Genomic DNA, 24,673 nt, shown 5'->3' on the forward strand with positions numbered 1-24,673 from the left:
TATGTGCACGATTGTATATTATTAAAGCATTATTTTAATGCATCTATCTGCATTTTTTTATATATTTCCATCAAAAAATTAGACCTTTTGGAGTAATAAATGAAACGTTCACTTTTGATGGTCCTTTGCCTGTCTGTCGTATCCGCTTTTGCTGGCATTTACGATATCGAAGAATTTACCGCCCAGGATGCAGGTTCTCCTGACGATTACATTGTAGCCGAATTCGGTGGCGAATTGAAGGTCGCTCCGGCAGAAGAAGTTGCGTCTCTGCAGGCTGGCCGCATGGTTGTCCGTCAGAAGTTTGAAGACCCGTTCGGTGAATCTGAAACCTCTTACCAACTATACCAGGGCGGTAAAGGCGATGTTTCCTCAATGACTCCGATGACCGCCGAAGGCGTTGACTACTCCAAGCTCGTCAAGGCTAAGGTTTATACCCGTCGCGGTCAGGCTGCCGACAAGGATGTTGAAAAGGTTTATTTCGACGGTAAGGCTGTTTATGCTCCTGGTCTTTCGAACGCAGTTGTGTATATCGATGGCAAACCGGTTGACTTGAAGGGTTCCGCTCCTGTTGCTGAAGAAGAAGAGGAGGAAGAAGAAACAGTTGCTGCCGCTCCTGCCGTTCCGAGCAGTCAGGCTGAAGAATGTGACGAATACGATCCGGATTGCGAAGACGACGATGATGAAGACTACAGCAAATACAAGACTTCCGCTCCGATTGATGACAGTGACTACACTGCTACCGATGCTGCAAGAGACGTGGGCGACCGTTTCGGTATTGCTGACGAAGTCCGTTTCTGGACCGCTGTCGGTCTTTCCGCTCTCGCTGTTACGGCTGCCGTGATCGGTATTATGCAGCATAGCAAGGCCAACGAGGCTAAGGACGCCTACGATGACCTGAAGACCTTGAACGCCCAGATCTTGAGTGCCTGTGAAGGCGACTCCAAGTGCGAAGAAATAATGGCTTCGCAGGTAAGGCAAGATACCTGGAGCCTGCGCGACTTGCAGAGGCGCATGGACGAAGACAAGAAGACCCAGGATTCTTACACTTCCGCTCGTAACATCTGGCTTGGCGTTTCCGCAGCCTCTATCGCTGGTGCAGTCGTTCTCTTTGTATGGTAATAGAAACCGGAAAAATCACGATACGTGATTTGGAGTTCAACTGCATTATCGGAACGCTCCCTTACGAGCGTGAAAATGTGCAGCCGGTTGTCTTGAATATTTCGGTGTGGCTCGATTTTTCTCTGGCCGCCCGAAATGAAGACCTTGCCCATTCAATTGATTATGTACAATTAGCTGACGACGTGCAGGACTTTGTCTGCAGGTCGTCTTTTCAGTTGGAAGAAACCTTGGTGCTTGAAACTGCCAAATATATCTTGAACCACTACCCCAAGACGGTGGCCGCGGAAGTATCTGTCCGCAAGCCCCTGTCGATTCCCCAGAGCGCCGGCGCTGAATCCAGCATCAAGGTGATTCGCTAGCTGCGGAAGGCGCGGTAGCGCAAAGCTTCTGACAGGTCTATAATTTCAACGGAATCTGAATTTCGAAGGTCGGCAATTGTTCTGCCGACCTTTAATAGTCGGTAATAGCCGCGGGCGCTCAGGCCCATTTTGTCGGCGGCATTGATTGAAAATTTTTCGGTTTCGGCCGAAAGTTTGCAGCTGCTTTTGGCAAAATCTGAAGACATTTCCGCATTCGTCTTGAAGGGTGTGTCCTTGAACCGTAAACGTTGAATTTCGCGGGCGGCGCAAACACGCTTGCGTATTTCCGCCGAAGACTCGGCGAGTTTTTTTTGGGCGAATTGCGAGGCTTCGACGGGCGGGACGCTCACTTGGATGTCGATGCGGTCAAGAAGCGGGCCCGAGATTTTTTCTTGGTAGCGCTTGCGTGCCTCGGGCAGGCACGTGCAGGCTCGCTTCGGGTCCATGGCGTAGCCGCAGGGACAAGGATTCATGGCTGCACCCATCATAAAACGTGCGGGCCAAGTGATGGTCCCGCTTGCGCGGCTAATCGAAATTTGGCCTTCTTCCATAGGTTCACGTAAAGCTTCCAGAACGCTGCGATTAAATTCGGGCAGTTCGTCTAGAAAGAGAACTCCATTGTGGGCTAGGCTCGCCTCACCCGGCTTTAGCCGGGTGCCACCCCCCACTAGCGACACCATAGAGGCGCTGTGGTGGGGGGTGCGGAACGGGCGGACCATGACAGGCTTGAAATCTTCGGCTTCTCCCGCGGAGCGTGCACACGAATGGATACGGGATGTCTCTAGGATTTCAAGCTCTGTCATTTCGGGCAAAATGCCCGGCAGGCATTTTGCGCACAAGGTCTTGCCCGCTCCGGGCGAGCCAACCATAAGGAAATTGTGGGCGCCTGCGGCTGCGACTTCGAGGGCACGCTTGACGCTTTCCATGCCGACCACGTACTTGAAATCGGGGATGTCTTTAGGGGTGTACAAGTTCTTGTTCTTGTCCTTGAATCCCTTTGCAACGTGGACGGCTCTGGCGACGCCGGATTCCAAAATCTCAACGCATTCCTTGAGTGTGTCGGCGCAAACATAGCGGACGCCTTCAACAAGGGATGCTTCTTGTTCGTTCGCTTTTGGAATGACTAAAATGTCTTTCGATTTTTCAGACAAACTCATGGCGAAGGAAAGAACGCCCCGGACAGGCTTTAGCAGACCATCAAGTGAAAGTTCTCCGACAAAAACGAGATTGTCTAAGTCGGGGACATCGATTTCTCCGGTGGCTGTCAAAAGCCCAATAGCAAGGGGCAAGTCCAGGGCGCTCCCTTCTTTTCGCAAATCCGCTGGTGACAGGTTTACCGTTGTTCGGAAACCCGTCACCACTTTGTCTACCGAACGTATGGCCGAAATGACACGTTCTCTAGACTCTCTTACTGCATTGTCAGGCAAACCAACCAAAGTGAATCCTGGCAGTCCCTGGGAGGCGTCTACTTCGACGCTTACCGGAACAGCCTTGATTCCAAACAGACAATAAGAACGGATTCGACGGAACATAATGATCTACCTATACTACGGAAGCCTGATACTTTTCAAGGACGCAATTTTCAATGTGCTCGCGCAGATTCCTTGCCATGGGAAAACAGACGCTGCGGTATTCTTCACCCTTGAAGAACGGGTCTACAGGGTAACCCACAAACATTCCGTTTTCACCTTCCATGACGCGCAGACCGCGGATCAGAAACTGGTCGTTGAGAACAATAGATGCCAAGCCCTTGATATGTCCCATGGAAGGGCCTTCTCTAAAGGGATAAACCTGGACGCTGGTAACAGCGAGGCAGTCGAATGCGCCGGATGCATTCCATTCTTTCTTTTCTTTTTCGTGAGTCTTTTCTTTTGTAGCCATGTAGGCCTCCTAGTTTGTATGAGTTTTTGCTTTTCTTGAAGCAATCCCGTTTTGCAAAAAACATGCCACTTTTTATGAAATCGAGGAATTGATTCAAAAAGCGCTGTTTTCTGTGAATGTGAAAATCTGGGGAGTGATTAAATCAGTGATTAAAACACTGTTTTAATCACTTTACTACCTTTTGAATATGCTCTTGAAACCGAATATGAACTGGGTGGCAAACCAGGGAAAAGCTCTTCCGACGGTTTTTGCCGAATGTGAACCTTCTTCGGATTGTTTTACGGTCCGTTTTTCAGTGGAAGAACCTTCGGACTGTTTCCGCGCCGAAGTCATGGAAGACAACGGTTCCAGCTGGGAAGATTCCTGCGTCGAAATTTTCTTGCAGAACCCGGCGAATCCGGCCGAATACTTTAACTTCGAAACTACGAGCCGAGGCTACTTGCTTGCTGCCCATGGTCCCGATCGTCATTCCCGCACCAAACTTTCGCAGCAGGAAATCGATTCTGTTGTTCGTACTAAGGAACTTGCTAGCGTTGCCGGGAACCTGGTGTGCTGGGGCGTGACGGTTCAGATTCCGGCAACAATCTTTGGTCTAAAAAGTTTTGATGGCGTTTCCTTAAAAGGCAATCTTTATAAGTGTGCCGATAAATCAAAGACGCCCCATTATCTGAGTGCGTTCCCGATAGAAACAGAAAAGCCGGATTTTCACCGGCCTGAATTTTTCCAAGAATTTTAGTTTCGCGAATTTTAATTCGGCGGTTATTTCATCTTGGTTTTCATTTCGAAGACTTGGCGACCGGTGTCGTCTTCAATCTTCATGTAGGTTGCACCCATCTTGTCGGCGCGGAAAATCTTGACTTCCTGGCCTTCGCGGGTTTCTCCCAAAAAATGCAGTTCGAGCATCGCGGGGATGCAAAGTTCCAAGTCGGCGGCGCTGAATACGTTCAGGGCAAGCTTCACGTATTCGATGTTGTTCATGTGGTGTGACATGTCAATGTGTTGCGGCAACACCTTCTGGCGGTACACTTCCTGGTATTCATCGGGTTCTACAGGGAACTTTGTGAATTTGTTGTCCATAAAGTGCTCCGGAGCGCCTTCTGCCGGAAAGTCTACGGCTTCCAGTTTCATAGGGCGGTGGCGTTCCAGATCGAGGCAGCATGCTTCTTGCACGGCGAGAATGATGGGTTCCCCTTCGACTGTCGTGACGGCCGTGTTTTCGTAAGTGCGGATGGGAGCGCTGTCGGCGGGGAACGATGTGGTCACCACCTTGTCGCGCCAATAGGGGCGTTGGAAAAATTTAAACTTCGCTTTGGTGATGGCCCAATAGCCGCCTTTTTCGTTGACGCAGAAGTTGTCCATCTTGAGTGTGCCGAAATTCTCGGTGAAGTTGTCCTGCACCATAAGCACGGTCTGCGCAATGCCCATCTTGCCCGAAACGTCAATGTAGGCCGAAGTGATGGTGCGCTGTTTCTGGAAAACGAGCGGATTCTTAGCAAGCGAATAAATGTCAATCATGCCTTTAATATATAAAGAAAAAAGGAAGTTGCGGGTACAACTTCCAATATTTTATACGTACGGAGTTCTGTGTTTATTAGGTATGAGGATATTACTCCACATCATACATTTCACATTCCACTTTTTTTAGATCTTCTTCAGCACCAGCAAGTGGCCAGGAGCCTTATTGGGGTCGAGACGAACAAAGTTCTTGTTGCCGCGCCAGACAAAGCTTTCGTCGGTAATCAAGTCTTTCAAAAAATAGAAGGCGTCTTGATTCAGTCCAAGTTTTGCCATGTCAAGTTCCACCATGCCTTCCTGGGCATTGTCCATGTCCATGTTGCACACGCAGAGGATTACGTCTTCGCCGGACTTCTTGGAATACACCATCAGTTGGTCGTTGGCGCAATAGTGGAAGTCGAGGTTGTCGTATTCCTGCAAAGCGATATGTTCCTGACGGGCGGTGTTCACGCGGCGCACGAAGTCCTGAATGCCGGGGCCTGTCCAGTTGTGAACCTTGTACTGGTACTTTTCGCTGTCCTGCAGTTCTTCTTTGATGGGGCTCGGAATGTTTTCGCAGAGTTCGTAGCCGTTGTACATGCCCGTAAGGCTGCTGAGCGTACCGGCTAAGAAGTAGCGCTGCTTGAAGGCGTTCGGGCCCTTGTAGGCGAGGTACTTCGGGAAGATATCCGGAGTCGTCGGAAAAAAGATTCCGCGCATGTATTCCTTCGCGTCACTCTGGGTAAGTTCCTTGAGGTACTGTTCAAATTCCCACTTGGCAGATCGCCAGGCGAAATACGTGTAGCTCATATCGAAGCCGGACTTTGCCAGTCGATGCATCATCTTCGGGCGGGTGAACGCTTCGGCGAGGAACACGAGTTCCGGACGCTTTTCCTTGACGTCGGCAATCAGCCATTCCCAGAACGGGAAGGGCTTTGTGTGCGGGTTATCGATACGGAAAATTTCGATGCCCTTGTCTGCCCAGAACAAGATGATGTTCTCGATTTCTTTCCACAGCGCTTTGTAGTTCTTGTTATAGTAGTCGAAGGGGTAGATGTCTTCGTACTTCTTGGGCGGGTTTTCGGCGAACTTGATGCTGCCATCCGGTTCGTGGTAGAACCATTCCGGGTGCGACTTCACGTACGGGTGGTCGGGGCTGCAGTTGAGCGCGATATCGAGTGCCAAGCGAAGGCCTTTCTTGCGTGCGGCCTTGGCGAAGTGTTCGAAATCCTTCATGCTTCCAAGTTCGGGGTCCACGTCGTAGTGGCCGCCGTTCTTGTTACCTACGGCGTACGGGCAACCCGGTTCCAAGGGCTTCCCCTTCTTGTCCACCTTGGCGTGCAAGGCGTTGTTGGCGCCCTTGCGGTTCGTGACACCGATCGGGTGAATCGGCACCAGGTAAACGGTGTCGAAACCGAGGCCTGCGATGTAGTCCAGCTGGTTTTCGCAATCCTTCCAGGTAGCGCTCTTCTTCGGGTCTGTGCCCTGGCTCTTCGGCCACATTTCGTACCAAGTGCCGATGCGTGCGTAAGACGGGTCCACGCGGAGTTTCATCACCGGGCTTTCAGTCGGTTCATCCTTGGGCTCGATCGTCCAGGCGCAAATCTTGTATTCGTAGTAGCCGATGTTGTTGACCGTGAAGGAGCCTTCCCACTGGTCGTTATCGACAAAGTGCATGGGAGCCTTTTCCCATTTCTTCTTGGAATCGTGGCGGTAGAAAATCGCCGCGTCATACTTTTCGTGGCTGTGGCGGAAAATGTCCGCGGTGAGCGTGACGGTGTCGCCCGGTTCACGCTTGAGCATAAAACGCCCGCCTTCGATCTGGGGGCGAATGTTTTCGATGACGAGATTGTCTTTACGGGTAGGAATAGTAGCCATAGTAACTAAAATTTAGCAAAAAAGGCCCGCCGTGGCGAGCCTTTAAATGCGTTTTGTTTTTAGTTGATTCTTAAGACCTTGACTTCCTTAATCCAGAAGGTCCGTTCGGAACCGCCAAGGTTAAGTTCGAATCTAGCGAAGGGGTCGTTGACTTCCGGAGTGAAGGTAATTCCGACAGACTGACCCGTGGTATGCACATCGACATGTTCCTGGAAACCGACAGTTTCGTAGGTGTTGTACGAACCAATTCGGGCGGTGATTTGACCTTCGACATCGGACCAGATGGTAAACACGCACTGGTACTGGACTCCGGCAATCAGGGCCACGTTTTCTTGAATCAGCTGCACGCTGTAGGAATGCTTGCCGCCTGTCGTGACGTCTACCTGCATAATGCGTTCGTTGGAGCCCTTTTCAATAATCACCGTCGTGTCAGCCCGTCCGCCGAACTGCTTCATCAAAATCCAGTCGGTGGTAAAGGGCGATGCGAAGTTGCCGTTGATGATGGTGTTCTGGCCCTTCTTGGCGGCGATTCCCTTCCAAATGTCAAAGACATATTCGGAATGAGCTTCGCCTGCAACGGTGGTGTAGTCGTAACGCAGTGGCTGGAAACTTGTTACGAATCGGTTGTTCATGGCGTTCCACAAGGCTGAATTGTACTTGGAGTCGATGTGGATGACGCTATCTTCGCCAACCTCGACAGAACTGAAATCGATTCCGTCGGTGAACAGCTTGACGCGGAAGACTACAGACAAGTTCGCCTTGCCGCCCGCAGTGTCAATCTGCGAGTAATGGTAACGCAACATCAGCGTTTGGAAATTTGAAAGGCTGTAAACGAAGGGAACGTACTTGTTGTCAATCAGGATGCGGCCAAAAATGGCCATGGTTTCGTTGGGGCTGAATCCAACGCCCATTTCCTTTAGGTAGCCTTCTTCATTCAGGTCAATGTCCTTGAAGGGATCTTCAATAGAGGATCCTTGAGTAAAGGAAATTTCAAGGGTTTCGTCAGGAGAATCTTCGTAAGGCCACAGCTGCAATCCGGCAACAGGGTCTACTGTCAAGCTTGTATAATAGTAGCTAGAGAAAGAACGCAGCTGGGTGAGTACCAGCGAGAAGGTATCCAGCAGAATCGGTTCGTCCTTGTCCGCTTCCTTGGCGAGAGCCTTGGAATTCACTTCGGAATAGTCGATAGAGAAGTCGGCGACCAGCGGAAGAGCTGGCTGCTTTTTAACGGCGGTGTCCTTAGTCGAGGTGTCTTTGACTGTGGTATCCTTGGCGGTAGTGTCCTTAGTCGAGGATGTGTCCGTGGCGGTCGTATCTGTCGCTGTCGTATCGCCTTCGGCAAGAGTCGGGTTTCCAATTTCAATACCAGCCATAGACTTGTCGTTAGAACAAGCTACCAAAGACAAAAACGCAGTGGTGTATACGGCAATCGTGGCTATGGACAAAAAGAATTTCATCACACTCCTCGGGTCAAGGGGAAGAGCTGAATGTTGACTTGCACAACATCTTCTGCTTCTCCGGCTTTTGCAGAGAAATCTAGTAGTTCTTTTCGCATTAGTTGTAAATGTTTTTTCAAATTAGGGAAATCTGAGCGCTTAATTCCAAAAGTGAGCGCAGAAACATCCCTTTCTGGACCCGGAAGGTCCGCAAGCATGGTTGCCGACAGCTTGAGCATCTGGAAATGGTACATTTTGACCATCATGTCCTGGACTTCATCGTCGGTGGTGATCATGGGGTCACGCTGGCGGTAGCCGTTGGCGGTCTTGACCAAAAGTCCCAGTTCCAAGAGTAACTGGAGTGATTCGGTGACCTGTGCGGGCGTAATGAGCCCGCGAAGACGTTTGGATATTTGGTCAGGAATGGGGCGGAAATCCTTGAGCCCTACCATCTCAAGAATTACGGAATGGTGCCATTCCTGAAAAATACGGAACTGGGCCTTGTCCATCTTGTGCAGCTTGGAACGGGGGCTTGCCTTGATGAGCTGGGCGTAGTAAATCTGCTTGTCGGTGTCGTTTTGTGCCTGGTTGAAGAACACGAGGCTTTCGAAGTAAGCAGCGCGCTGGTTTTCGAGTCCCAGACCGTGAATAAGCTTGGTGACCGTATTTTTGGTAATGTTGCGCTTGCCGTCGATTGCGAGCTTTAGATGGGCATGGCTAGAAAGCCCTGCCTTCTCGGCAAAGAACCGCAAGCTGAACGCGGTCGAGGTTTTCTTTTTATACTCGTAATAATCACGCAAGAATACCCTGTAATTCGTGTACTGCAGGATATCCGGTTCTACGAGTTTTTGCTTTTCTCCATTTTCCATACTCAAAAAAATAGAAGAAATGACCCTAGAAAAACAAATATATTTTAAGTTTCTCGTTTACCCGAGTAACCATTGTAACCATTAGTAAACATCGCGAGCTAGGAGGGAGAATCGCCTGTGATCCACGAATTTCCCGTCTATTAGCTCAAAATCGCGACAAATGCCCTCTTCCTTGAACCCGCAACGCTTGGCTACGGCGGTACTTTTGTCGTTGTGTACAGATACCAAAAGTTCCAGTCGGTTCAGCTTGAGGGTGGCAAATGCGTAGGCCGAAAGCAATTTTACAGATTCGGTCATGAGTCCTTGGCCTGTATAATCCTTAAAAAGCCAGTAACTCAAGGTGGCGGAACGGTTCGAAAGCTTTACGTCCATCATGATAGCACCTGCCATGGGGGACGCAGGACCCGCCGAGACTTCGCTTTCGGAGTTCTTGAAGATCAGCCAGCAGCCGCCTTGGGCGAATCTTTCGTTCAGTACCCAGGAACGGATGCGTTTTTTGATGTCGAAAACGTCAGTGTCGCGAATCCAGGGGAGGTACTCGGTCAGGTGCGTTCGTGACTTTTCGATTGCCAGCATGATCGATTCTGCCGAGGTGGAACCTTCGGAGTTTTCACGCACGCCCTTGAGCGTCACTACGCTATTGGCTAGTGTGGCCGTTTCGAATGTTGCCGTGAAAAAGTCTTCGAAGTTATCCATGGAAAGGGAATGTAGTAAATAGTTGGAAGTGGGCAGTAGGAAGTAGGCGGTAGACAGTAGGAAGTGGGCGGTGGGAGAAAATAAAAAACCGTCGGACGAATCCGGCGGTTTTTCAGTGCGGATGAAAGGACTTGAACCTTCATGCCCTTGCAGGCACTAGAACCTGAATCTAGCGTGTCTACCAGTTCCACCACATCCGCGTGGGGTAAGCCAAATTTTGAAAAATTTGCCCTATTTGTCAAGGGTTATTTAGAAAAAATCTCCAAAATCCAGTCTTTCCGCTTGTTTTGCCAGTAGCTCCAGTCGTGCTCGCCTTGCGGGTCAAACTTGAGGTCGCACTGGGTGCCTACATTCTGGCAGAACTCTTGAATCCAGGGGACTGTCTTTTCTGAGGGGTACAGTCGGTCGGTGCCCCCTTGGATGAATCTCCAGCGCCCCGTTTTAAGCGGAGCCTGCGCTGCGACCTGTGCTGCCGGTCCGAGGGTTTCGCCGTATGAACTCATGAGAATGCGGTTCTTGATTTTGCGTTTGCCCCAGAGGCTATAGGCGATAACACCTAAGGATCCGTCCGAGATTCCGACCAGCGAAATTTCTTCTATGTTTTTTTTCAGGCGCTTGGCGAGGCTGTCCAGGGCGTCGTCTAAGGCTGCGATGGTAGCAGGCTCGGCCCAATGGTTTTGTTTGCAGGCCGAAGCGCTGACGATGGCGTAGTCCGGCATCATTTTTGAAAGCGCGCCGCCGGCTACAAGTCCTTTTTGGCAATTGTTGCTGGTCATGCCGCCATGAAACCAAACTATAGTTCCGGCCGTAGCTTTTTTGTTTATGCCTCTCCAGACTCCTACAGGCATGTCGCTCGAAAGGCTTGTTGCCGGGAACATGACGGAGCCTTGTATAGGCCGCTTCATGTGTACAGTAAGGGTGTCCGATGCCGGGTTTGCGAAGCAAAATGTTGTAGCCAGCAGAAGAAGGATAAGTCGCTTTGTCATGTCCTAACCGCTTGCCATTAACGTCTCTTTTTTACGATCCACAAAATGAATAGTGTCAGGGACGATATTGCCAGGAACCCCACAAGGGCGCAACCGATAAAGGCGTAGTAAACCTGGTAATCAATGACGAGCGTATCGAAGTCTATTTCGCCGTCGGTAGAAGACATGCTGTGTACGATGAACGTGCGGTCATTGACGCGGCTTGCCGAAATTTCAAGTGGCACGTCGCCTGCGTTGCGGCTTGCAAAACTGTACCATTCGGACATGCTGTCGAGGATGTCTCTTGAGGCGTACAGAATAAAGTTGACTTGGTCGTCGCCGTTAATCTGGAAAATAGTCTTGTCAAAAAAAGGAACGTTGCTTCCGCCGAAAATGCTCGGGATGGCGGCGTGCGAAACGGTACCATAGAACAGATGTTCTTCTTGCAGCAGGCCTTTGAGGGCGGGCATCAGGTATGACAGAAGCCATCCTGCCAAAAAAATCAGCAGCAAGGAAAAATTCAGAAGAGCGGGTTTTCTAGAAGTAAAGAATCGCATGAGTTCCTTATTGCTTTGACTTAAAAATAAAGAAGAAGGTAGAAAGCATCAGTACTAGAGTCAAGAAGTAAAATGCCATGGGTATTTTAGACTTTAGCGACATCTCTTCGATATTTTGACTCTGGAAGAAATGAATCATGTCTTCGCTGTACATGACGGCCAGTTCGTTGTTGAATCGGCTCCAGGCGAGAGCCTGTTCTTCGTTTTCTTGGAGCAGGGCGAGAATGGCTTCTTTAGTGGAATCGGGAATGGCGCCGACAATATTTTCGCCGAGGCCGGTCATGCCGACCATGTAGCCGGCCCGTGCGGAATCCAGAAGCTTGCGTACAGGAATCTGGATATTTGCGGGGAGACCTGCTGCTTGGTTGTTGACGGCTTGCAACTTTTCAAGCCACTGGTGGCGGCTTGCCGCATAGCGGCGCATGCTTGAAACTTTCGCCAGCACTTCGCGCTCGAAACGCTCGACGGAAGAACGGGATGGCGCCTTGATGCCTAATCGCTGGATTTCGTCCATTTCACGGGAGAAGGAAACGGCGATCTCTCGTAGGTTCATGGTCTGCGCCTGCACGAAGACGGTGTCGACTCCGTAACCGATACGTACTCGTTCCATTCCGCGCAGGGCGTAAGATTCTTGAAGCTGGTAATCCGACAGAGTCTTGATGTAACGGGAATACATGATAATCTGCGGTTTTTGAGAGAAATAGAACAGAATGGTGAGCCCGATCGCTACAGCCAATACTACCCACGCCCAGGGGGAGCGGATTCTGGCGTTAAAGGTATCGGCAATGGATTTGTTCTTAAACTCAAGCATTTTTTAGAAATTAACTTTTTTATACTTTGATAGCTATGAAAAAATTCCGATTGTTGATGTTTTTGGCGGTTTGTGCGCTTTTTTTGGGGTGTACTGTGGAGCGAGCCCAAGAGCAGGTGCTTGCGGAACATGCGAATGGGGCCAAAAAGACCTCTATATGGGTGTACCCCGACGGTGAAATTCTCAAGAGAAACGAATGGTACACCGACGGCATCAAGGAACTGGAAATCCCGTACAAGGACGGCGTGCCACACGGGGACTTTAAGCGTTGGACGGGCTTTGGCGATGTGGCCTTGCTTGGCCATTACAAAAAAGGACTTAAAGATGGCAAGTGGACGTCGCTTTTTAGCGATAAAAAGACCGAGGCGTACCGTTACTACGAAAATGACCACCCCGTAGGTGACTGGGAAGGCTGGCATTACAATCGCGAAAGGGCTTTTGAAGAACATTACAGTGACGAAGGCTTGGCGGTAGGAGTTTGGAAAAAGTGGTTTGATAACGGGGCTCTGGAACAGGAGGGAAACTGCCATGCTAAATGGGACCCGAAGCGAGAAATTGTTTCGGCCGAAACCCGGGGTGTCACGTACTTGAAGCGCTTTTCGAAGGATTGTCACTTGCTTGAGGAATTTACCTGCAGGAACGGAAAATTGGATGGTCCTTTTGCCTTGTATTATGAAAGCTATGGTGAAACGGTAGATTCGTTGAACTGTGGAACTGGCCGCGTACGTGTGAGTGGTGTGCTGGGTAAAGGTGCTGGGAAAATGGATAGTGCTCTGATTGGAACGGTGACTTATTACAGGGCTGACGGAACCCCTATGAAACAGGAACATTGGAATGCGGAAGGGAAACGAGACTCCGTATGGCGATGGTTCAACGAACAGGGAAATGTGGTTCGAGAGTGTAACTTGAGTGAATCTGGCGTGGTTTATGGGACTTGCGAAGGTGACATGTCCATATTCTGCGCCGAGACTTCGTATGTGGGTGGAATTGACGGTGTACTTGACAGCAGCAACTTGGCTCTAAGTGACGGTTTTGAACAAAGTATAGGAAAGTTCCCAGCGACGATTCGCTACATAAAGCCGGGACGCTTGCTGCTTTACGAGGAATATTGGAAAAATGGGCAGATTGCAGAAAGTCGCAGCTTTTTCCCGGACAGTATGGGTGGGCGGCTTGCGAGCGAATGTTTCTGGAAAGTAGACCCGAAAGACGGCTTGTCAAAACGCAACGGAATTATGCGTAACTGGTATAAGAGCGGCGTGCTTCGCGACAGTCTCACTTTCGTGAACGGGGAGCGCGTGGGCGAACAGTTCAGTTACGACAGCACCGGTAAGTTAACAATCCATAAGACTGAGGCCGGTAAAAACCGTCCTGTGATTATGCATTTGCTGGGGGAATAATTAAATTTGAAAAAATCCTTTGGGAATAATTGGAGGCCCTTATGAAAAAGATTCTTGTCGCGTTCTGTGTGACTATCTTCCTTGCTGCGTGCGGTGACGATTCGTCATCGACAAGCGTGAACGAAAATTCCAGTGACAGCAAAGAGATCTCATCTTCGTCTGTAGAACAAAAAGAGGACTCACTCTCCAGTCACCTGGACAGTCTTTCGTGCAAGACAAAAACCGAAGATAATTGCGAATACGGGAGCCTGAAAGACGATCGTGATGGACAAACATATAAGACCGTGAAAATCGGTGACCTTTGGTGGATGGCGGAAAATTTGAATTACTCGGATAGCGTAAATACACCGAGCCTTTTGGGACGTAGCTGGTGCTATGATAATAAACCTGAGAATTGCGCAGCAGCGGGTCGCCTGTATGTTTGGTCTGCTGCGATTGATTCGGTGAAACTTGCCGCCGATGCCGAGAACCCGCAGGAATGTGGTTATGGCAAGGTGTGCTCGCTTCCGGAAAAGCTGCAGGGAATCTGCCCGAGCGGCTGGCATTTGCCGATCAACGACGAATGGCGCGCACTCGTTGCCGAAGCGGGCGGAGACTCGTTGGCGGGCATGATGCTGAAGGCTAAAACCGGATGGAACCTTGGAGGCGAGGGAATCGACGGCATTGGATTCTCGGCTGTGCCCACAGGACGCTATAAGCAGGGCGTATTCGAATACGATAATTACGCTTATTTCTGGAGTGCAAACTCTTTGGGAGAAGAGAACGGGCTCCAGCAAGATCCCTATATGGTATCCCTTATGCTCCTTTATTCTGACGGAGACGAGTCGTTCTTGACAAGCATTGACAGAAACTATGGACACGCAATTCGCTGCGTGAAGAATTAGAGATGCGACGCAAAGACCGTGAAGTTTTAGGCGACGAAAACATCGCGAAGATTATCGAGCAGTGCACGACATGCCACATTGCGATGGTGGACGATGCGGATGCGGGCATGCCCTACGTGATTCCGATGTCATTCGGGTATAGTTTGATGGATGGTGTACTGGAATTGTATTTCCACTGTGCGCATGTCGGCAAGAAGCTCGACTGCATCCTCAAGAATCCGAACGTGGCGTTTAGCATGTGCGTCGAGAACCGCATCGAGATTCACGAAGATGTTTATTGCAAGAGCGGGCGCTTTTACGCAAGCGTCGTCGGGCAGGGCAAGGCCGAAATTGTCGAGGATGTTGCCGAAAAATGCCGCGGGCTCTCGCTCCTGATGGAACGGCAAGCAGCAGGTGCTCTGCACGCCTCAGGCTCGGCGCCGTTTATGCACTCCCCGCACGAGTTCGAATTCACGCCCGCGCAGGCCGCCGCCGTGACCGTATTCAAGATAACAAGCACGAATTTTACCGGGAAAGCGAAGTCGGAATAGAAGGGAATCTCTATATGGCAACAGAACTTGAATTCGGGTTACAGACTCGCGAAGAACTCGACGAAGCGGGCCTAATTATGGCCCGGGCGTACGAAGATTATGACTACGTCACGCTCTATTTCCCTGATAGGGAAAAAAGCCGAAATGGACTGCAGATTTTTATGCAATGCGTCCTAAAAACGTGCTATGGAAAGGCTGATTTGTTGGCGGCGCATCGGGACGGCAAGCTGGTTGCACGCGCAACACTGGAAGCCCCTGGCTTCAAGAAACCTTCCGCATTCCAATACATTATACACGGTTTCTGGCGTGTGTACCTTAATACGAAATGGAGCGATATCAACGGATTCATAGCTATGGACGAAAACGCCAGCAAGCCCTGCCACGATTTTCAGAAATCAGGACCGGACATCTGGTATCTCAGCATGCTCGAGGTGGACTCGTCTGCGCAGGGGCAGGGTGTCGGCTCGCAGTTTTTAATTTATATGGAAGAGTACGTGCGGGAGCGTGGCGGCAAGCAGTTGGCTCTTTTTACGAATTCCCGGGAAAACCTCGCTTTTTACAGCAAACGCGGCTACGAGGTCTTTCACGAATGCGAAATTGAGCACAACGGCCGGAAAATCGGCAGCTGGAGCATGAAAAAAATTCTAAATTAACGGCCACTATGAGTGAAGCTATTAACAATGTGAAGCAGGCGTTTGACGCAGAACTTGCGCAGACCGACCTTACGAACCAAGAAGCCGTCAACAACCTCCGCGTGAAGTACCTGGGCAAGAAGGGGGCCGTCACCGACCTCATGAAGCAGATGGGTAGCTTGAGCGCCGAGGAACGTCCGGCTTACGGCAAGCTCGTGAACGAACTTAAGGTCGCCGTCTCCGAGGCAATCGACAAGGCTATCGAGACCGCGAACCAGGCTGCCCTCCAGAAGAAGCTGGAAAGCGGCTTTGTAGATACCACGCTCCCGGGTGCAGGCATCCCGGCGGGCTCGACGCATCCGCTCTACGACGTGCGCGAAGAGATTATCGACTTCTTTAGCCAGATGGGTTTCGAGGTGGACTTCGGTCGCGACATCGAGACGGACTGGTACAACTTCGAGGCGCTCAATACGCCGCCCGACCATCCGAGCCGCGACATGCAGGATACGTTCTACGTGGACGACAAGGTGATGCTGCGTACGCATACTTCCGGCACGCAGATCCACTACATGGAAACGCACAAGCCGCCCTTCCGCATGATTGCTCCAGGCCACGTGTTCCGCGTCGACAACGATGCGACCCACGCCCCGATGTTCCAGCAGTGCGAAGGCCTGGTGGTGGATGAAAACATCAGCTTTGCAGACCTCAAGGGCGTGCTCCAGGTGTTCATGAACAAACTGTTCGGCGAAGGTGTCAAGACGCGTTTCCGCCCGAGCTTCTTCCCGTTCACGGAGCCCAGCGCCGAAATGGACGTGAGTTGCGTGTTCTGCGGTGGCAAGGGCTGCCGTCGCTGCAAGGGAACCGGCTGGATGGAAATCGGCGGTTGCGGTTCCGTGGACCCGAACGTGTTCAAGAACTGCGGCATCGATTCCGAGAAGTACACGGGCTTTGCATTCGGCTTCGGTCTCGACCGTATCGCCATGCTGCGCCACGCGATTCCGGAAATCGGTTTGCTGACCAGCAACGACCAGAGATTCCTGAGCCAGTTCTAGTTTAGACGATAAATATGAAAAAACGGACCGTGCGGCCCGTTTTTTTTGTATTAAATCGTTTTGTTTTTGGCGAATAGCCGAGTCGCTTACTTGATGCGTAGTCTCGCGTATTCGTACAGGCCGAGCGAAAGTGCCACCGAGGCGTTGTAGGAATGCGCTTCGGGCATCATCGGAATGCGGAGTACGGCGTCGCACTGCTTGCGGATGAAGGGCGGGAGGCCCACGTCTTCGCCACCGACGGCGATGACCGCCTGGTCGCTGAATTCAAAGCCGGCGAGGTTCGTCTCGGTGTCGGCATCGAGGCCCAGAATCTGGTAGCCTGCGAGTTTGAGTTCGCCGACGGCGGCTTCCAGGTTGTTCGGGCGGCAAATCTTCATCTTGTCGAGCGCGCCTGCGGCAGAGCGGGCGACAGCCGGCGTAATGCCGCACATGCCCTTGGCCGGGAGCATCAAAAGGTCTACGCCCAGGGCGAGCGCACTACGGATGCAGGCGCCCAGGTTGCGCGGGTCTTCGATGTTGGTGCCCACGGCAATCAGCTTGCGTTCGCCCTTTTGCTTGGCGGCAAAGTATTCTTCGCGGATATCTTCCCAAACCAGGAGTTCCTTTTCGTTCAACAGGGCGACCACGCCGTGGTGCTGCGTCGTATAAGTATTTAGAACCTTGGAATCCACCTGCTGCACGTGCACATGGGCACGCTTCGCGAGTTTTTGCAGCTCGTAGAGTTTGGGGTTGCCCGACTGGTGCATAAAGAGCACGCGGTGCACCTGCATGGGGCTGCGTTCCAGCAAGTCGGTCACTTCGCGGATGCCGCCGATAGCGGTTTGCGGAGCGCCATCGGGATCGCCAAAACTCACGCGGCGGTCGCCATCGGTTTTACGGCGTGTGAAACCTTCGCGCTTTTCGAAGCTGTCGCGCGGTTTAAAGTTATCGCGCGACTTGAAACCGTCGCGGCGTTCAAAACCGTCACGAGATTCGCGGTCCTTGAAGTTGTTGCGGATAATGCCGAATTCAGTTTCTTTGTTCTTGTCGAAAGCCATGTTTCTTCCTTTTAAAAATTTTCCTTGGATTGCTTCGCACGGCGTGCTTGCAACGACGTTCTGTCTTAGGGCTTTTCCCTACAAATGATAATCTGGTCCATCTTGATGTCGGTCAGCTTTTGCATGAGCGGCTCCACGCTAATCTGCTTGGGAGTCGCGATGCCTGCCTTGTGGGCGTTCGGGTGCTTTGCCAAAAAGCGGTCGTAGTAACCCTTGCCGTGTCCGCAGCGTTCGCCGGTCAGGTTGAACTTGGTGCCGGGAACCAGGAACACGGTGAAGTCGCCTTCGTAGGCCGGAATGTCGCCGCGGGGTTCCATAATGCCGAACTTGCCCTTGACCAAATCTTTCTTGAGGCTTTGCACGTGGCAGAATTCCATGGTCGTGGGGCCCGTGCAGCGGGGGAGCAGCAGACGGTCTTCGTCGGCGAGCTGCTTGATAATCGGCATAATGTTCGGTTCGCCCGTGAGCGGGTAGAACGCCGCCACCTTGCGTGATTCCCTGTAACCCTTGATGGCGTGGACTTCTTCCCACGGGTTTCCGATAAGTTCTTCGCCGTCGCGCTTTTTGCGCAACATCTCGAAAAGCGGCCGGGAGCCGAAAATCAAAAGGAGTAAGGCAGAAACGAGAAGTATAGATTCCATAGTATGCCTGCGGGGATTTGTCCAGTAGCGGGCGGTTAAGGTGAGTTATAAAAAATTTAGTCGGGGTCGCCTACGCGCTTTGCATTGGGCAGGTTCTGTTGCAAAATTTCAGTCCACAGGGCGCGTTGCCAGTTCATGAGGTGCGCCTCTTCGTAGCGGGCCTCCCAGGGCATGTCACCCGGAGCGGCTAGCCAAATGAGCTGCGCCTTGTTGGCCAAGAGCGATGGGTCGAGTTCCAGTTCCTCTGCCTTAAGGTCGCGCCAGGTCTTGAGCACCGAAAGCAGGTCGGAGTTCGGCACCACCGGCGGGGGCGGGGCCTTGGGGAGTCTTTCGGGCCAGTCCGATTGCGGCACGGCTACGGCCGTCTGCAGCATGTTCACGAACGAATCCAGGCGCTCGTCGCGGAAATTGCGGGGGAGCTTCGGCAACTTTTCCAAGTCCACGGTCGGGAAGTTCGCTTCGCTGCGGCGGGCGATGGCGAGCATCAGTTCCACCGGCATCACCTTGTAGGGCGGGCGATCCAGTTCCTGGGCCTGGTTTTCGCGCCATTCCCAGAGGAACTTGAGCACGTTCAGGGCGCACGGCGAAAGCGGAGCGGAGCCAGTGACGCGCCAGGGATCCTTTCTCTGCGGGGCGGGATGCTTGGCATGTTCGATCAAGGCGTCGCACTGTTCGGTAAGCCAGCTCATGCGGCCAGCTTCCTGCAACTTTTCTACGAGAATCGCGCAGAGTTCGTGCAGGTAGAACGTGTCGTGGATGGCGTATTCGCACATTTCGAGCGGCAGCGGTCGCGTGGTCCAGTCGGCACGCTGGTTTTCTTTCTTGAGTTCGTCGCCGAAGTATTCGCGGACCAAGTCCGCAAGGCCCAGGTGATCTTCGCCCAGGATCTTTGCCGCGAGCATGGTGTCGAAAATTTGCTTGGGCGAGAATCCGTAAGTCTGCCACAGCAGTCGCAAGTCGTAGTCGGCGCCGTGGAAAATGAGCGTCTGCATGGCGCGGGCCTTGAACAAAGGGGCAAGGTCAAGCCCACACAGCGGGTCCACAATGTAATGGTGCTCGCCGATAGTAATCTGGATCAGGCAAAGACGGGTGGTATAATGGTACATGGAATCCGCCTCGGTATCGACGGCGGCCATTTCGTACAGCTCCAAATCCGCGAGCAAATTCGCGAGCGATTCTTCGCTATCTACCAGTATGTATTTCTCGTCTTGCATCGGTAGGGTGAAATGTAATAAAATTTTTGGGTAAAGGGGGGCTTGCTTAATCTTGCGGAAAAAATTTACCGGTGCGCAGCCGCAATAGCGCGGATGATTCTTGTTGGGACTTCGTTTTGCTTTGCAAGTTTGGGCCACTCGGTGACGGCGCTTTTGACTTCATCGAGAATTTTTTTATAGCGCCCCTGTCGCAGTCCTGCAAATTTTGCGACCGCTTTGAAATCGTCTAGCGAGAAATTGTCTCGCTTGCCATTGAATGTCATCTGGTGAGTGCCGGTCCATAGACCTTGCGGATTGTAGGCGTAGGTCATGTCGAATGCGGGAGCGAGTTTCCACGCTCCACTTTTGTCCATCAAGAACCCGATGTTTTTGGCGTGGTCATCTTGGTTGCGGGCGCAGATGTTGAATGCCGCACGGCGGAACATTTCTTCGAGTGCGTCGTAGCCGAGGCCTAGCAGCTTGATGATGTTCAGGGCTTGTTCGTAGCTGTAGGCGCCGGGCATGTTGAAGTCGTAATGGGCAAGGCCGCATAGCGACTGGTAATGCATCTTTTTCCCGCCCGGCAGTCGGTCGAACCGTCGGGTCATAAAGTGCCTGTGTCCGGCGCATTCGTACAGCTTGCATTCGGTCATGTCTATACCGGCAAGCTTGGCCATTTGCGAGTAAGTGTATTCAATCGCGCCGTACCCAAACAGGTCTGCATTTTCCTTGTCGCCGTTTTGTTCCACATCGTCGAGTTTTAAAAGCCAGTAGCCGAAGTTCGCGTCTGTGGCCACCTGGCCTGAACGCATTTCGCCAGTTGCTTCGTCATAGGCGATGAGGATTTTCGCGCGGGCGCCTCCAGCGGAGGTTCCTACCCGGAGAATGTTCTCGAAGGATTTTGTGTTTTTTTTGCTGAGCTTTTTTGTGGAGAACCGCTTTCGTTGATTCAATACTTCGGCGGCGAAAATTCGCAGGTTTTCTATATCCAGGGAGTCGTCTGTGTGAGAATCGGGGCCTTGCAAGGGGAGAAATTCCAGCGCCCCCATGCCGCGGTTCCCTGTGTAGCACAGGCGCTCAAGGGCGGTAAAACTTTCGGGGAGCCGGCCTTGCCGAATAAGCCATGCGTCAATGACTCTGTTGCCGAATTTGTCGGGGATGCTGTCTACGAAAAGTCCCGGAAGTCCATGGAATGTCTTTGACAGCAGTGGAAACGAATAAATTTGCTTGGATACGGGCATTACTATAGGAGAAGGTTCTATTCCTGCTCCGATAAGATTAGGGGCGTATTCGAAACGCGCTGTTTGCTCGCCTTCGAGCATAGAAAGCGCACCGATGGTCGTTCCCCAGAGTTTTACTTCGACTGCAATCATAATGCGTTACTTGTCTTCGTCCCATACCCAGGGCTTGTTCTTGGCAGGGCTTTCGGCGGCTGAATATTGAGCGGAGTTGTCAGCGACGGAATTTTCGCTGGTGCTTTTCTTGTGAGGAGAGCTTGCGCGTTGACGGTTCTTGATTTGCCCCATTTGCAAAAGTTGCATGGGCGAGGGAGAATCGTCCGGGAATATACTCAAGAAAGTCTCGAGCATATTGCAGGCCCGTAGTACCTTAACTAGATTTAACACCTGGACTGAATCGCCGCGTTCAATGCGTTCTACGGTTCCCTTGCTGACTCCGGATATTTGGGCGAGCTGGGCTTGTGTCCAGTTGTTCCTTATGCGGAATGCCGCCATACGTTTCCCTAGTAGGGCTAGTGCGGACTCGTCGGTTTGTGCTTTGTATATCGCCATATTTTCTCCCGTTGTTTAAATTGAATATAATAAAAATTGAATCTAAAAACAATGGTATTTCGTTAGATTTGGTGAATTGTTACAGAAATTGTGCATTTATTCTTTAGATTTAGTGAATTATTTTTTTCTAAAAAGAGCGGGAAAAGCGTGCTAAACGAGTGTCGCGACAAAATGCTTGCATTTTGTCATGACCGAGTGACGCCGCGGTAAGCAGCGAAGCGTAGGCGTCAAAAGGGATTGATTCGTCGCTAGTCTCCGGTCTGCGACCGGCTAGCTCCTCACCCTGACGGGCTTATCGCTTCGCTCAAAGTCCTAAACAACTCGCATGCACTTCGTGCGCCTCGTTGTTTAGTGTTAGCCCGCAATATTCCTTGCTTGCGCAAGGTTGCGGTCTAACCCTACGGGCTCGATGCAAGCTGCGCTTGCCTCAAGCTCATAATTAGCCTCTTCGCACTTCGTGCATGAGACAAATTATGTGATTTGGTGTATAGGGAAAAGGGATTGACAGCTGCGTCAGTCTCCGCTGCGCGGCTGACTTGCTGCCCTGACGGGCTTATCGCTTCGCTCAAAGTCCTAAATTCTTTTCACGGGCTTCGCCCACAAAAGAATTTGGTCGCACCCTCTTCGAGGGTGCCGGGTCCCTTCCCGTGTTATAAAACGAAAAAAGACACCATATAGGTGTCTTTTTCGTTTTAGAGCGGGAAAAGGGACTCGGACCCTCGACCCCGACCTTGGCAAGGTCGTGCTCTACCAACTGAGCTATTCCCGCGAGGTTGCCCAATTATAGTTAAATAAAATGGGCGTGTCAAGGGATTGTGTGGCTAAAAAATGAATTTTTTTGAGCCTATCCCGGTTCCTGGGGTTAGCCTTTTCGGTAACCGTTCGGGTTGTTCTTTTGCCAGTTCCAGGCGTCGCGGCACATTTCTTCGATGCCGAACTGCGCCTTCCAGCCGAGTTCCTTGTAGGCTTTTTCGGGGTTGCAGTAGCAGGTGGCAATGTCGCCTGCGCGGCGGGGCTTAATGCTGTAGGGCACCTTGATGCCGTTCACCTTTTCAAAGGCGTGCACCACGTCGAGCACGGAGTAGCCGTGGCCTGTTCCCAGGTTGTAAATGGCGAGTCCGCACTTGTTTTCGATGGCCTTGAGGGCGCTCACGTGGCCTGCGGCGAGGTCGCATACGTGAATGTAGTCGCGCACGCCAGTGCCATCGGGGGTGTCGTAGTCGTTGCCGAACACACCGAGTTCCTTGCGGATACCGACTGCGGTCTGCGTAATGTAAGGCATTAAGTTGTTCGGAATTCCGCTCGGGTCTTCGCCGATGCGGCCACTCGGGTGTGCGCCGATCGGGTTGAAGTAGCGGAGCAGTACCACGTTCCATTCGGGGTCGGCCTTCTGCACGTCGATCAGCACCTGTTCCAGCATCGACTTTGTCTGTCCGTAGGGGTTGGTGATGGCGCCCTTCGGGCAGTTTTCGGTAATGGGAATTTCGGCGGGGTTACCGTACACGGTGGCCGACGACGAGAAGATGATGTTCTTGCAGCCGTTGTTGCGCATGGCGTTCAACAGCACGAAGGTCGCATTCATATTGTTTTCGTAGTATTCCAGCGGCTTGGCGACCGATTCGCCCACGGCCTTTAGCCCTGCAAAGTGGATGCAGGCGTCAAAGTGGTTTTCTTTGAAAATCTTGTCCATGGCGGCTGCATCGCGGGCGTCCGCCTTGATAAAGGGAATTTCTTGCCCGACGATTTCGCCGACTCTGCGGAGCGATTCGTCGCAGGAATTAACCAGGTTGTCGACGGCGACAACGGAATGGCCTGCCTTGTACAATTCAATAATGGTGTGGCTGCCGATATAACCTGCGCCACCAATCACTGCAATCTTCATTAAAAACCTCAATTTTTAGGCTAAAAATACAAAAAAAGGGGTGTTTGGGTGAATTTTTCAAGAAAAAGGAGGCGAAATTTCGGTGAACGATATTGCCGAAAAACTGAATATGGAACAGTCCGTGGTAAGCCACCAGCTGCGAATCTTGCGTACGGCGAACTTGGTCAAGCCGCGTCGCGATGGTCGCAAGATGTTCTATTCGCTTGACGATGAACATATCGGATTGATTTTCAATACGGGTCTCACACATATTCTGCACAAGAACGGTAAGTAAATGCCTGCTGTTTTAGAAATTCTGGAAAAGTTTGTTTGGCAATTCATTACGCTGTTTTCCATTTTGGCGACGTATTCGCTGCTGGGCGGCACGTTTGCGATTTTGCGTCCGGTGGCTGCATTTGTAACGGCAATGCTTGGCGGAGTATTCACGAATCTGGTCACGAAAAACGAACCGGAAACGGGCGTCGCAGTCATCGGCGAATCTCATGAACATCACCACGAACATCACAATCACGAACACTGCGATTGTGAAGGCGACCATTGTTCCTGCGGCCATGATGATCACGATGAGCATGAGAAAAAGTCTTTTGCGCAAAAGTTGAAAGAAACTTTTGAATACGGCTTTGTAAACATGATTGGCGATGTGAGCAAGTGGCTGACGATTGGCCTTTTGCTGGGCGCCTTGATTGCGGCTTTTGTTCCGGATGATTTCTTCTTGTTTTTGCACGAATATCCGCTGCTTTGCATGTTGGTGGTGAAGGCGAATGCCATTGCCATGATCACGAACATGGCGAACATCATTATGAGGGGCCTGTAGTCAAATTCTATCGCGTGAACGGAATGAGCTGCAGTCACTGCAAGGCTTGCGTCGGAAAAGTTTAACGGGCGAAAAGTTTAGCGGGCGCGGCTTGCGAAAATCTCGAAGTCTTCGGGAGTCGTAAGCTTGTCGTTCAGGTTGTTGCCCTTCACGATGTAGACGCTTTCGCCGAAATATTCGAGGATGCTTGCTTCGTCGGTGGGGGTAAAGTTTAAAGGCTCTGCGGCAATGCGCCCGTAGAGCTTTTTCAGTAAGGCAATCGAGGCCGCCTGCGGGGTCTGCGCCATCCATACGGTGTTGCGGTCGATGGTCTGCTGCACGCATCCGTCTTTTGCAATTTTGATGGTGTCGACGGCAGGTTTAGCCACAAGACAGCTGCCTTTTTCGATAAGCGTCTTGCAAACGTCAAGAATGATTTCTTTACTGATGAACGGACGCGCGACATCGTGTACCAGAACATATTCGGCGTTGCTCGTGAGCGCATTCACGCCGTTTTCGACGGACTGCCAGCGTTCTGCGCCGCCTACAACGATTTTCAGTTTAGGGTGCGAAAAATCTTTTTCGAAATGGTCCTTCCAGTCGGCGGGCACGGCCATCTCGACTTCGGCGATTTCATCCATCGAAAGGAAGGTCTCGAGGCTGTAACGGTAAACGGGCTTGCCGCCCAGAACCAAAAGCTGCTTGGGAATGTTTCCGCCCATGCGCTTGCCGAGTCCCCCCGCAGGGAGTACCGCCGCGAATTTTCCTTTCATGTCC

27 protein-coding genes and 2 tRNA genes are annotated in these 24,673 nt (G+C 51.6%); 10 read left to right on the top strand and 19 right to left on the bottom strand.

What is annotated here, in order from left to right:
• Positions 1-99: 99 nt before the first annotated feature.
• Together B9Y58_RS09725 and B9Y58_RS09730 are read left to right on the top strand one after the other, a co-directional pair.
• The gene (locus tag B9Y58_RS09725; protein WP_073055900.1) at positions 100-1,119 is read left to right on the top strand and encodes a hypothetical protein; all 1,020 of its coding nucleotides are present in this window, start codon (positions 100-102) and stop codon (positions 1,117-1,119) included.
• The gene (locus B9Y58_RS09730) at positions 1,113-1,478 is read left to right on the top strand and encodes a dihydroneopterin aldolase (protein ID WP_233247905.1); all 366 of its coding nucleotides are present in this window, start codon (positions 1,113-1,115) and stop codon (positions 1,476-1,478) included. Before B9Y58_RS09725 ends, B9Y58_RS09730 begins: the two co-directional genes overlap by 7 nt.
• Here B9Y58_RS09730 and B9Y58_RS09735 read toward each other — a convergent pair.
• Both B9Y58_RS09735 and B9Y58_RS09740 read right to left on the bottom strand, forming a co-directional pair.
• On the bottom strand, positions 1,475-3,010 hold the full coding sequence (locus B9Y58_RS09735; RefSeq protein WP_073055901.1) for a YifB family Mg chelatase-like AAA ATPase: 1,536 nt from the start codon (positions 3,008-3,010) through the stop codon (positions 1,475-1,477). The genes B9Y58_RS09730 and B9Y58_RS09735 overlap by 4 nt on opposite strands.
• A gap of 10 nt (positions 3,011-3,020) precedes the next feature.
• On the bottom strand, positions 3,021-3,359 hold the full coding sequence (locus B9Y58_RS09740; protein ID WP_073055903.1) for a SpoVG family protein: 339 nt from the start codon (positions 3,357-3,359) through the stop codon (positions 3,021-3,023).
• A 187-nt stretch (positions 3,360-3,546) separates the two neighbouring features.
• On the opposite strand from B9Y58_RS09740, the gene B9Y58_RS09745 reads away from it, so the two are divergent.
• Positions 3,547-4,095 carry a carbohydrate-binding family 9-like protein gene (locus tag B9Y58_RS09745; RefSeq protein WP_073055905.1) on the top strand — a complete coding sequence of 183 codons (549 nt, stop codon included), beginning with the start codon at positions 3,547-3,549 and terminating at the stop codon, positions 4,093-4,095.
• A 23-nt stretch (positions 4,096-4,118) separates the two neighbouring features.
• Here B9Y58_RS09745 and B9Y58_RS09750 read toward each other — a convergent pair whose 3' ends face one another.
• The 9 genes from B9Y58_RS09750 to B9Y58_RS09790 all read right to left on the bottom strand — a co-directional run bounded on the left by B9Y58_RS09750 (position 4,119) and on the right by B9Y58_RS09790 (position 12,065).
• Positions 4,119-4,874: an acyl-[acyl-carrier-protein] thioesterase gene (locus B9Y58_RS09750; RefSeq protein WP_073055907.1), complete on the bottom strand. Its 756-nt coding sequence runs from the start codon at positions 4,872-4,874 to the stop codon at positions 4,119-4,121.
• Positions 4,875-5,000: 126 nt separating this feature from the next.
• Positions 5,001-6,731 carry a maltotransferase domain-containing protein gene (locus B9Y58_RS09755; RefSeq protein ID WP_073055909.1) on the bottom strand — a complete coding sequence of 577 codons (1,731 nt, stop codon included), beginning with the start codon at positions 6,729-6,731 and terminating at the stop codon, positions 5,001-5,003.
• Positions 6,732-6,790: 59 nt separating this feature from the next.
• On the bottom strand, positions 6,791-8,188 hold the full coding sequence (locus B9Y58_RS09760) for a carbohydrate binding domain-containing protein (protein ID WP_073055911.1): 1,398 nt from the start codon (positions 8,186-8,188) through the stop codon (positions 6,791-6,793).
• On the bottom strand, positions 8,188-9,036 hold the full coding sequence (locus B9Y58_RS09765) for a TIGR02147 family protein (protein WP_073055913.1): 849 nt from the start codon (positions 9,034-9,036) through the stop codon (positions 8,188-8,190). The genes B9Y58_RS09760 and B9Y58_RS09765 overlap by 1 nt, the downstream gene beginning before the upstream one ends.
• A gap of 81 nt (positions 9,037-9,117) precedes the next feature.
• Complete coding sequence (locus tag B9Y58_RS09770; protein WP_073055915.1) at positions 9,118-9,732, bottom strand: GNAT family N-acetyltransferase; 615 nt, start codon at positions 9,730-9,732, stop codon at positions 9,118-9,120.
• A 116-nt stretch (positions 9,733-9,848) separates the two neighbouring features.
• Positions 9,849-9,932, bottom strand: a tRNA-Leu gene (locus B9Y58_RS09775).
• Between the two features lie 45 nt (positions 9,933-9,977).
• Entirely contained in the window at positions 9,978-10,637 is a 660-nt protein-coding gene (locus tag B9Y58_RS09780) for a hypothetical protein (RefSeq protein WP_144066153.1), read from the bottom strand.
• Positions 10,638-10,735: 98 nt separating this feature from the next.
• Positions 10,736-11,254: a hypothetical protein gene (locus B9Y58_RS09785; protein ID WP_073055918.1), complete on the bottom strand. Its 519-nt coding sequence runs from the start codon at positions 11,252-11,254 to the stop codon at positions 10,736-10,738.
• Positions 11,255-11,261: 7 nt separating this feature from the next.
• A complete protein-coding gene (locus tag B9Y58_RS09790) occupies positions 11,262-12,065 on the bottom strand; it encodes a hypothetical protein (RefSeq protein WP_073055920.1) in 804 nt (267 codons plus the stop codon).
• Positions 12,066-12,160: 95 nt separating this feature from the next.
• On the opposite strand from B9Y58_RS09790, the gene B9Y58_RS09795 reads away from it, so the two are divergent.
• The 5 genes from B9Y58_RS09795 to pheS are packed head-to-tail and all read left to right on the top strand — an operon-like array spanning position 12,161 to position 16,560.
• Positions 12,161-13,462, top strand: coding sequence for a toxin-antitoxin system YwqK family antitoxin (locus B9Y58_RS09795; RefSeq protein WP_233247906.1), 1,302 nt, complete (start codon positions 12,161-12,163; stop codon positions 13,460-13,462).
• A 41-nt stretch (positions 13,463-13,503) separates the two neighbouring features.
• Positions 13,504-14,346, top strand: a complete 843-nt coding sequence (locus B9Y58_RS09800) for a fibrobacter succinogenes major paralogous domain-containing protein (protein WP_073055923.1) — start codon at positions 13,504-13,506, stop codon at positions 14,344-14,346.
• Positions 14,347-14,348: 2 nt separating this feature from the next.
• On the top strand, positions 14,349-14,876 hold the full coding sequence (locus B9Y58_RS09805; RefSeq protein WP_073055924.1) for a pyridoxamine 5'-phosphate oxidase family protein: 528 nt from the start codon (positions 14,349-14,351) through the stop codon (positions 14,874-14,876).
• 14 nt (positions 14,877-14,890) lie between these two features.
• Positions 14,891-15,529, top strand: a complete 639-nt coding sequence (locus B9Y58_RS09810; protein ID WP_073055926.1) for a GNAT family N-acetyltransferase — start codon at positions 14,891-14,893, stop codon at positions 15,527-15,529.
• Between the two features lie 8 nt (positions 15,530-15,537).
• Positions 15,538-16,560, top strand: coding sequence for a phenylalanine--tRNA ligase subunit alpha (gene pheS / locus B9Y58_RS09815; RefSeq protein ID WP_072801315.1), 1,023 nt, complete (start codon positions 15,538-15,540; stop codon positions 16,558-16,560).
• A gap of 86 nt (positions 16,561-16,646) precedes the next feature.
• Here pheS and B9Y58_RS09820 read toward each other — a convergent pair whose 3' ends face one another.
• The 7 genes from B9Y58_RS09820 to galE form a co-directional block, all read right to left on the bottom strand.
• Positions 16,647-17,597, bottom strand: a complete 951-nt coding sequence (locus tag B9Y58_RS09820; RefSeq protein ID WP_073055928.1) for a TrmH family RNA methyltransferase — start codon at positions 17,595-17,597, stop codon at positions 16,647-16,649.
• 65 nt (positions 17,598-17,662) lie between these two features.
• Positions 17,663-18,238, bottom strand: coding sequence for a 5-formyltetrahydrofolate cyclo-ligase (locus tag B9Y58_RS09825; RefSeq protein WP_073055930.1), 576 nt, complete (start codon positions 18,236-18,238; stop codon positions 17,663-17,665).
• Positions 18,239-18,294: 56 nt separating this feature from the next.
• A complete protein-coding gene (locus tag B9Y58_RS09830; protein WP_072801320.1) occupies positions 18,295-19,452 on the bottom strand; it encodes a ribonuclease D in 1,158 nt (385 codons plus the stop codon).
• 65 nt (positions 19,453-19,517) lie between these two features.
• Positions 19,518-20,804 carry a type II toxin-antitoxin system HipA family toxin gene (locus B9Y58_RS09835; RefSeq protein WP_073055932.1) on the bottom strand — a complete coding sequence of 429 codons (1,287 nt, stop codon included), beginning with the start codon at positions 20,802-20,804 and terminating at the stop codon, positions 19,518-19,520.
• 6 nt (positions 20,805-20,810) lie between these two features.
• The gene (locus B9Y58_RS09840; protein WP_073055934.1) at positions 20,811-21,221 is read right to left on the bottom strand and encodes a helix-turn-helix domain-containing protein; all 411 of its coding nucleotides are present in this window, start codon (positions 21,219-21,221) and stop codon (positions 20,811-20,813) included.
• A 696-nt stretch (positions 21,222-21,917) separates the two neighbouring features.
• Positions 21,918-21,990, bottom strand: a tRNA-Gly gene (locus tag B9Y58_RS09845).
• A 93-nt stretch (positions 21,991-22,083) separates the two neighbouring features.
• On the bottom strand, positions 22,084-23,103 hold the full coding sequence (gene galE / locus B9Y58_RS09850; protein WP_073055936.1) for a UDP-glucose 4-epimerase GalE: 1,020 nt from the start codon (positions 23,101-23,103) through the stop codon (positions 22,084-22,086).
• A gap of 82 nt (positions 23,104-23,185) precedes the next feature.
• Here galE and B9Y58_RS09855 point away from each other — a divergent pair, with 82 nt between their 5' ends.
• Positions 23,186-23,377 (top strand): ArsR/SmtB family transcription factor, encoded by a 192-nt coding sequence (locus B9Y58_RS09855; RefSeq protein WP_304529005.1) that lies wholly within the window; start codon positions 23,186-23,188, stop codon positions 23,375-23,377.
• A complete protein-coding gene (locus B9Y58_RS09860; protein WP_073055937.1) occupies positions 23,378-23,917 on the top strand; it encodes a permease in 540 nt (179 codons plus the stop codon).
• A 77-nt stretch (positions 23,918-23,994) separates the two neighbouring features.
• Here B9Y58_RS09860 and ispD read toward each other — a convergent pair whose 3' ends face one another.
• Positions 23,995-24,669 (bottom strand): 2-C-methyl-D-erythritol 4-phosphate cytidylyltransferase, encoded by a 675-nt coding sequence (gene ispD / locus B9Y58_RS09865; RefSeq protein WP_233247907.1) that lies wholly within the window; start codon positions 24,667-24,669, stop codon positions 23,995-23,997.
• Positions 24,670-24,673: the final 4 nt, after the last annotated feature.

Source organism: Fibrobacter sp. UWB15, assembly GCF_900177705.1.
In the GTDB taxonomy this organism is placed as follows: Bacteria; Fibrobacterota; Fibrobacteria; order Fibrobacterales; family Fibrobacteraceae; genus Fibrobacter.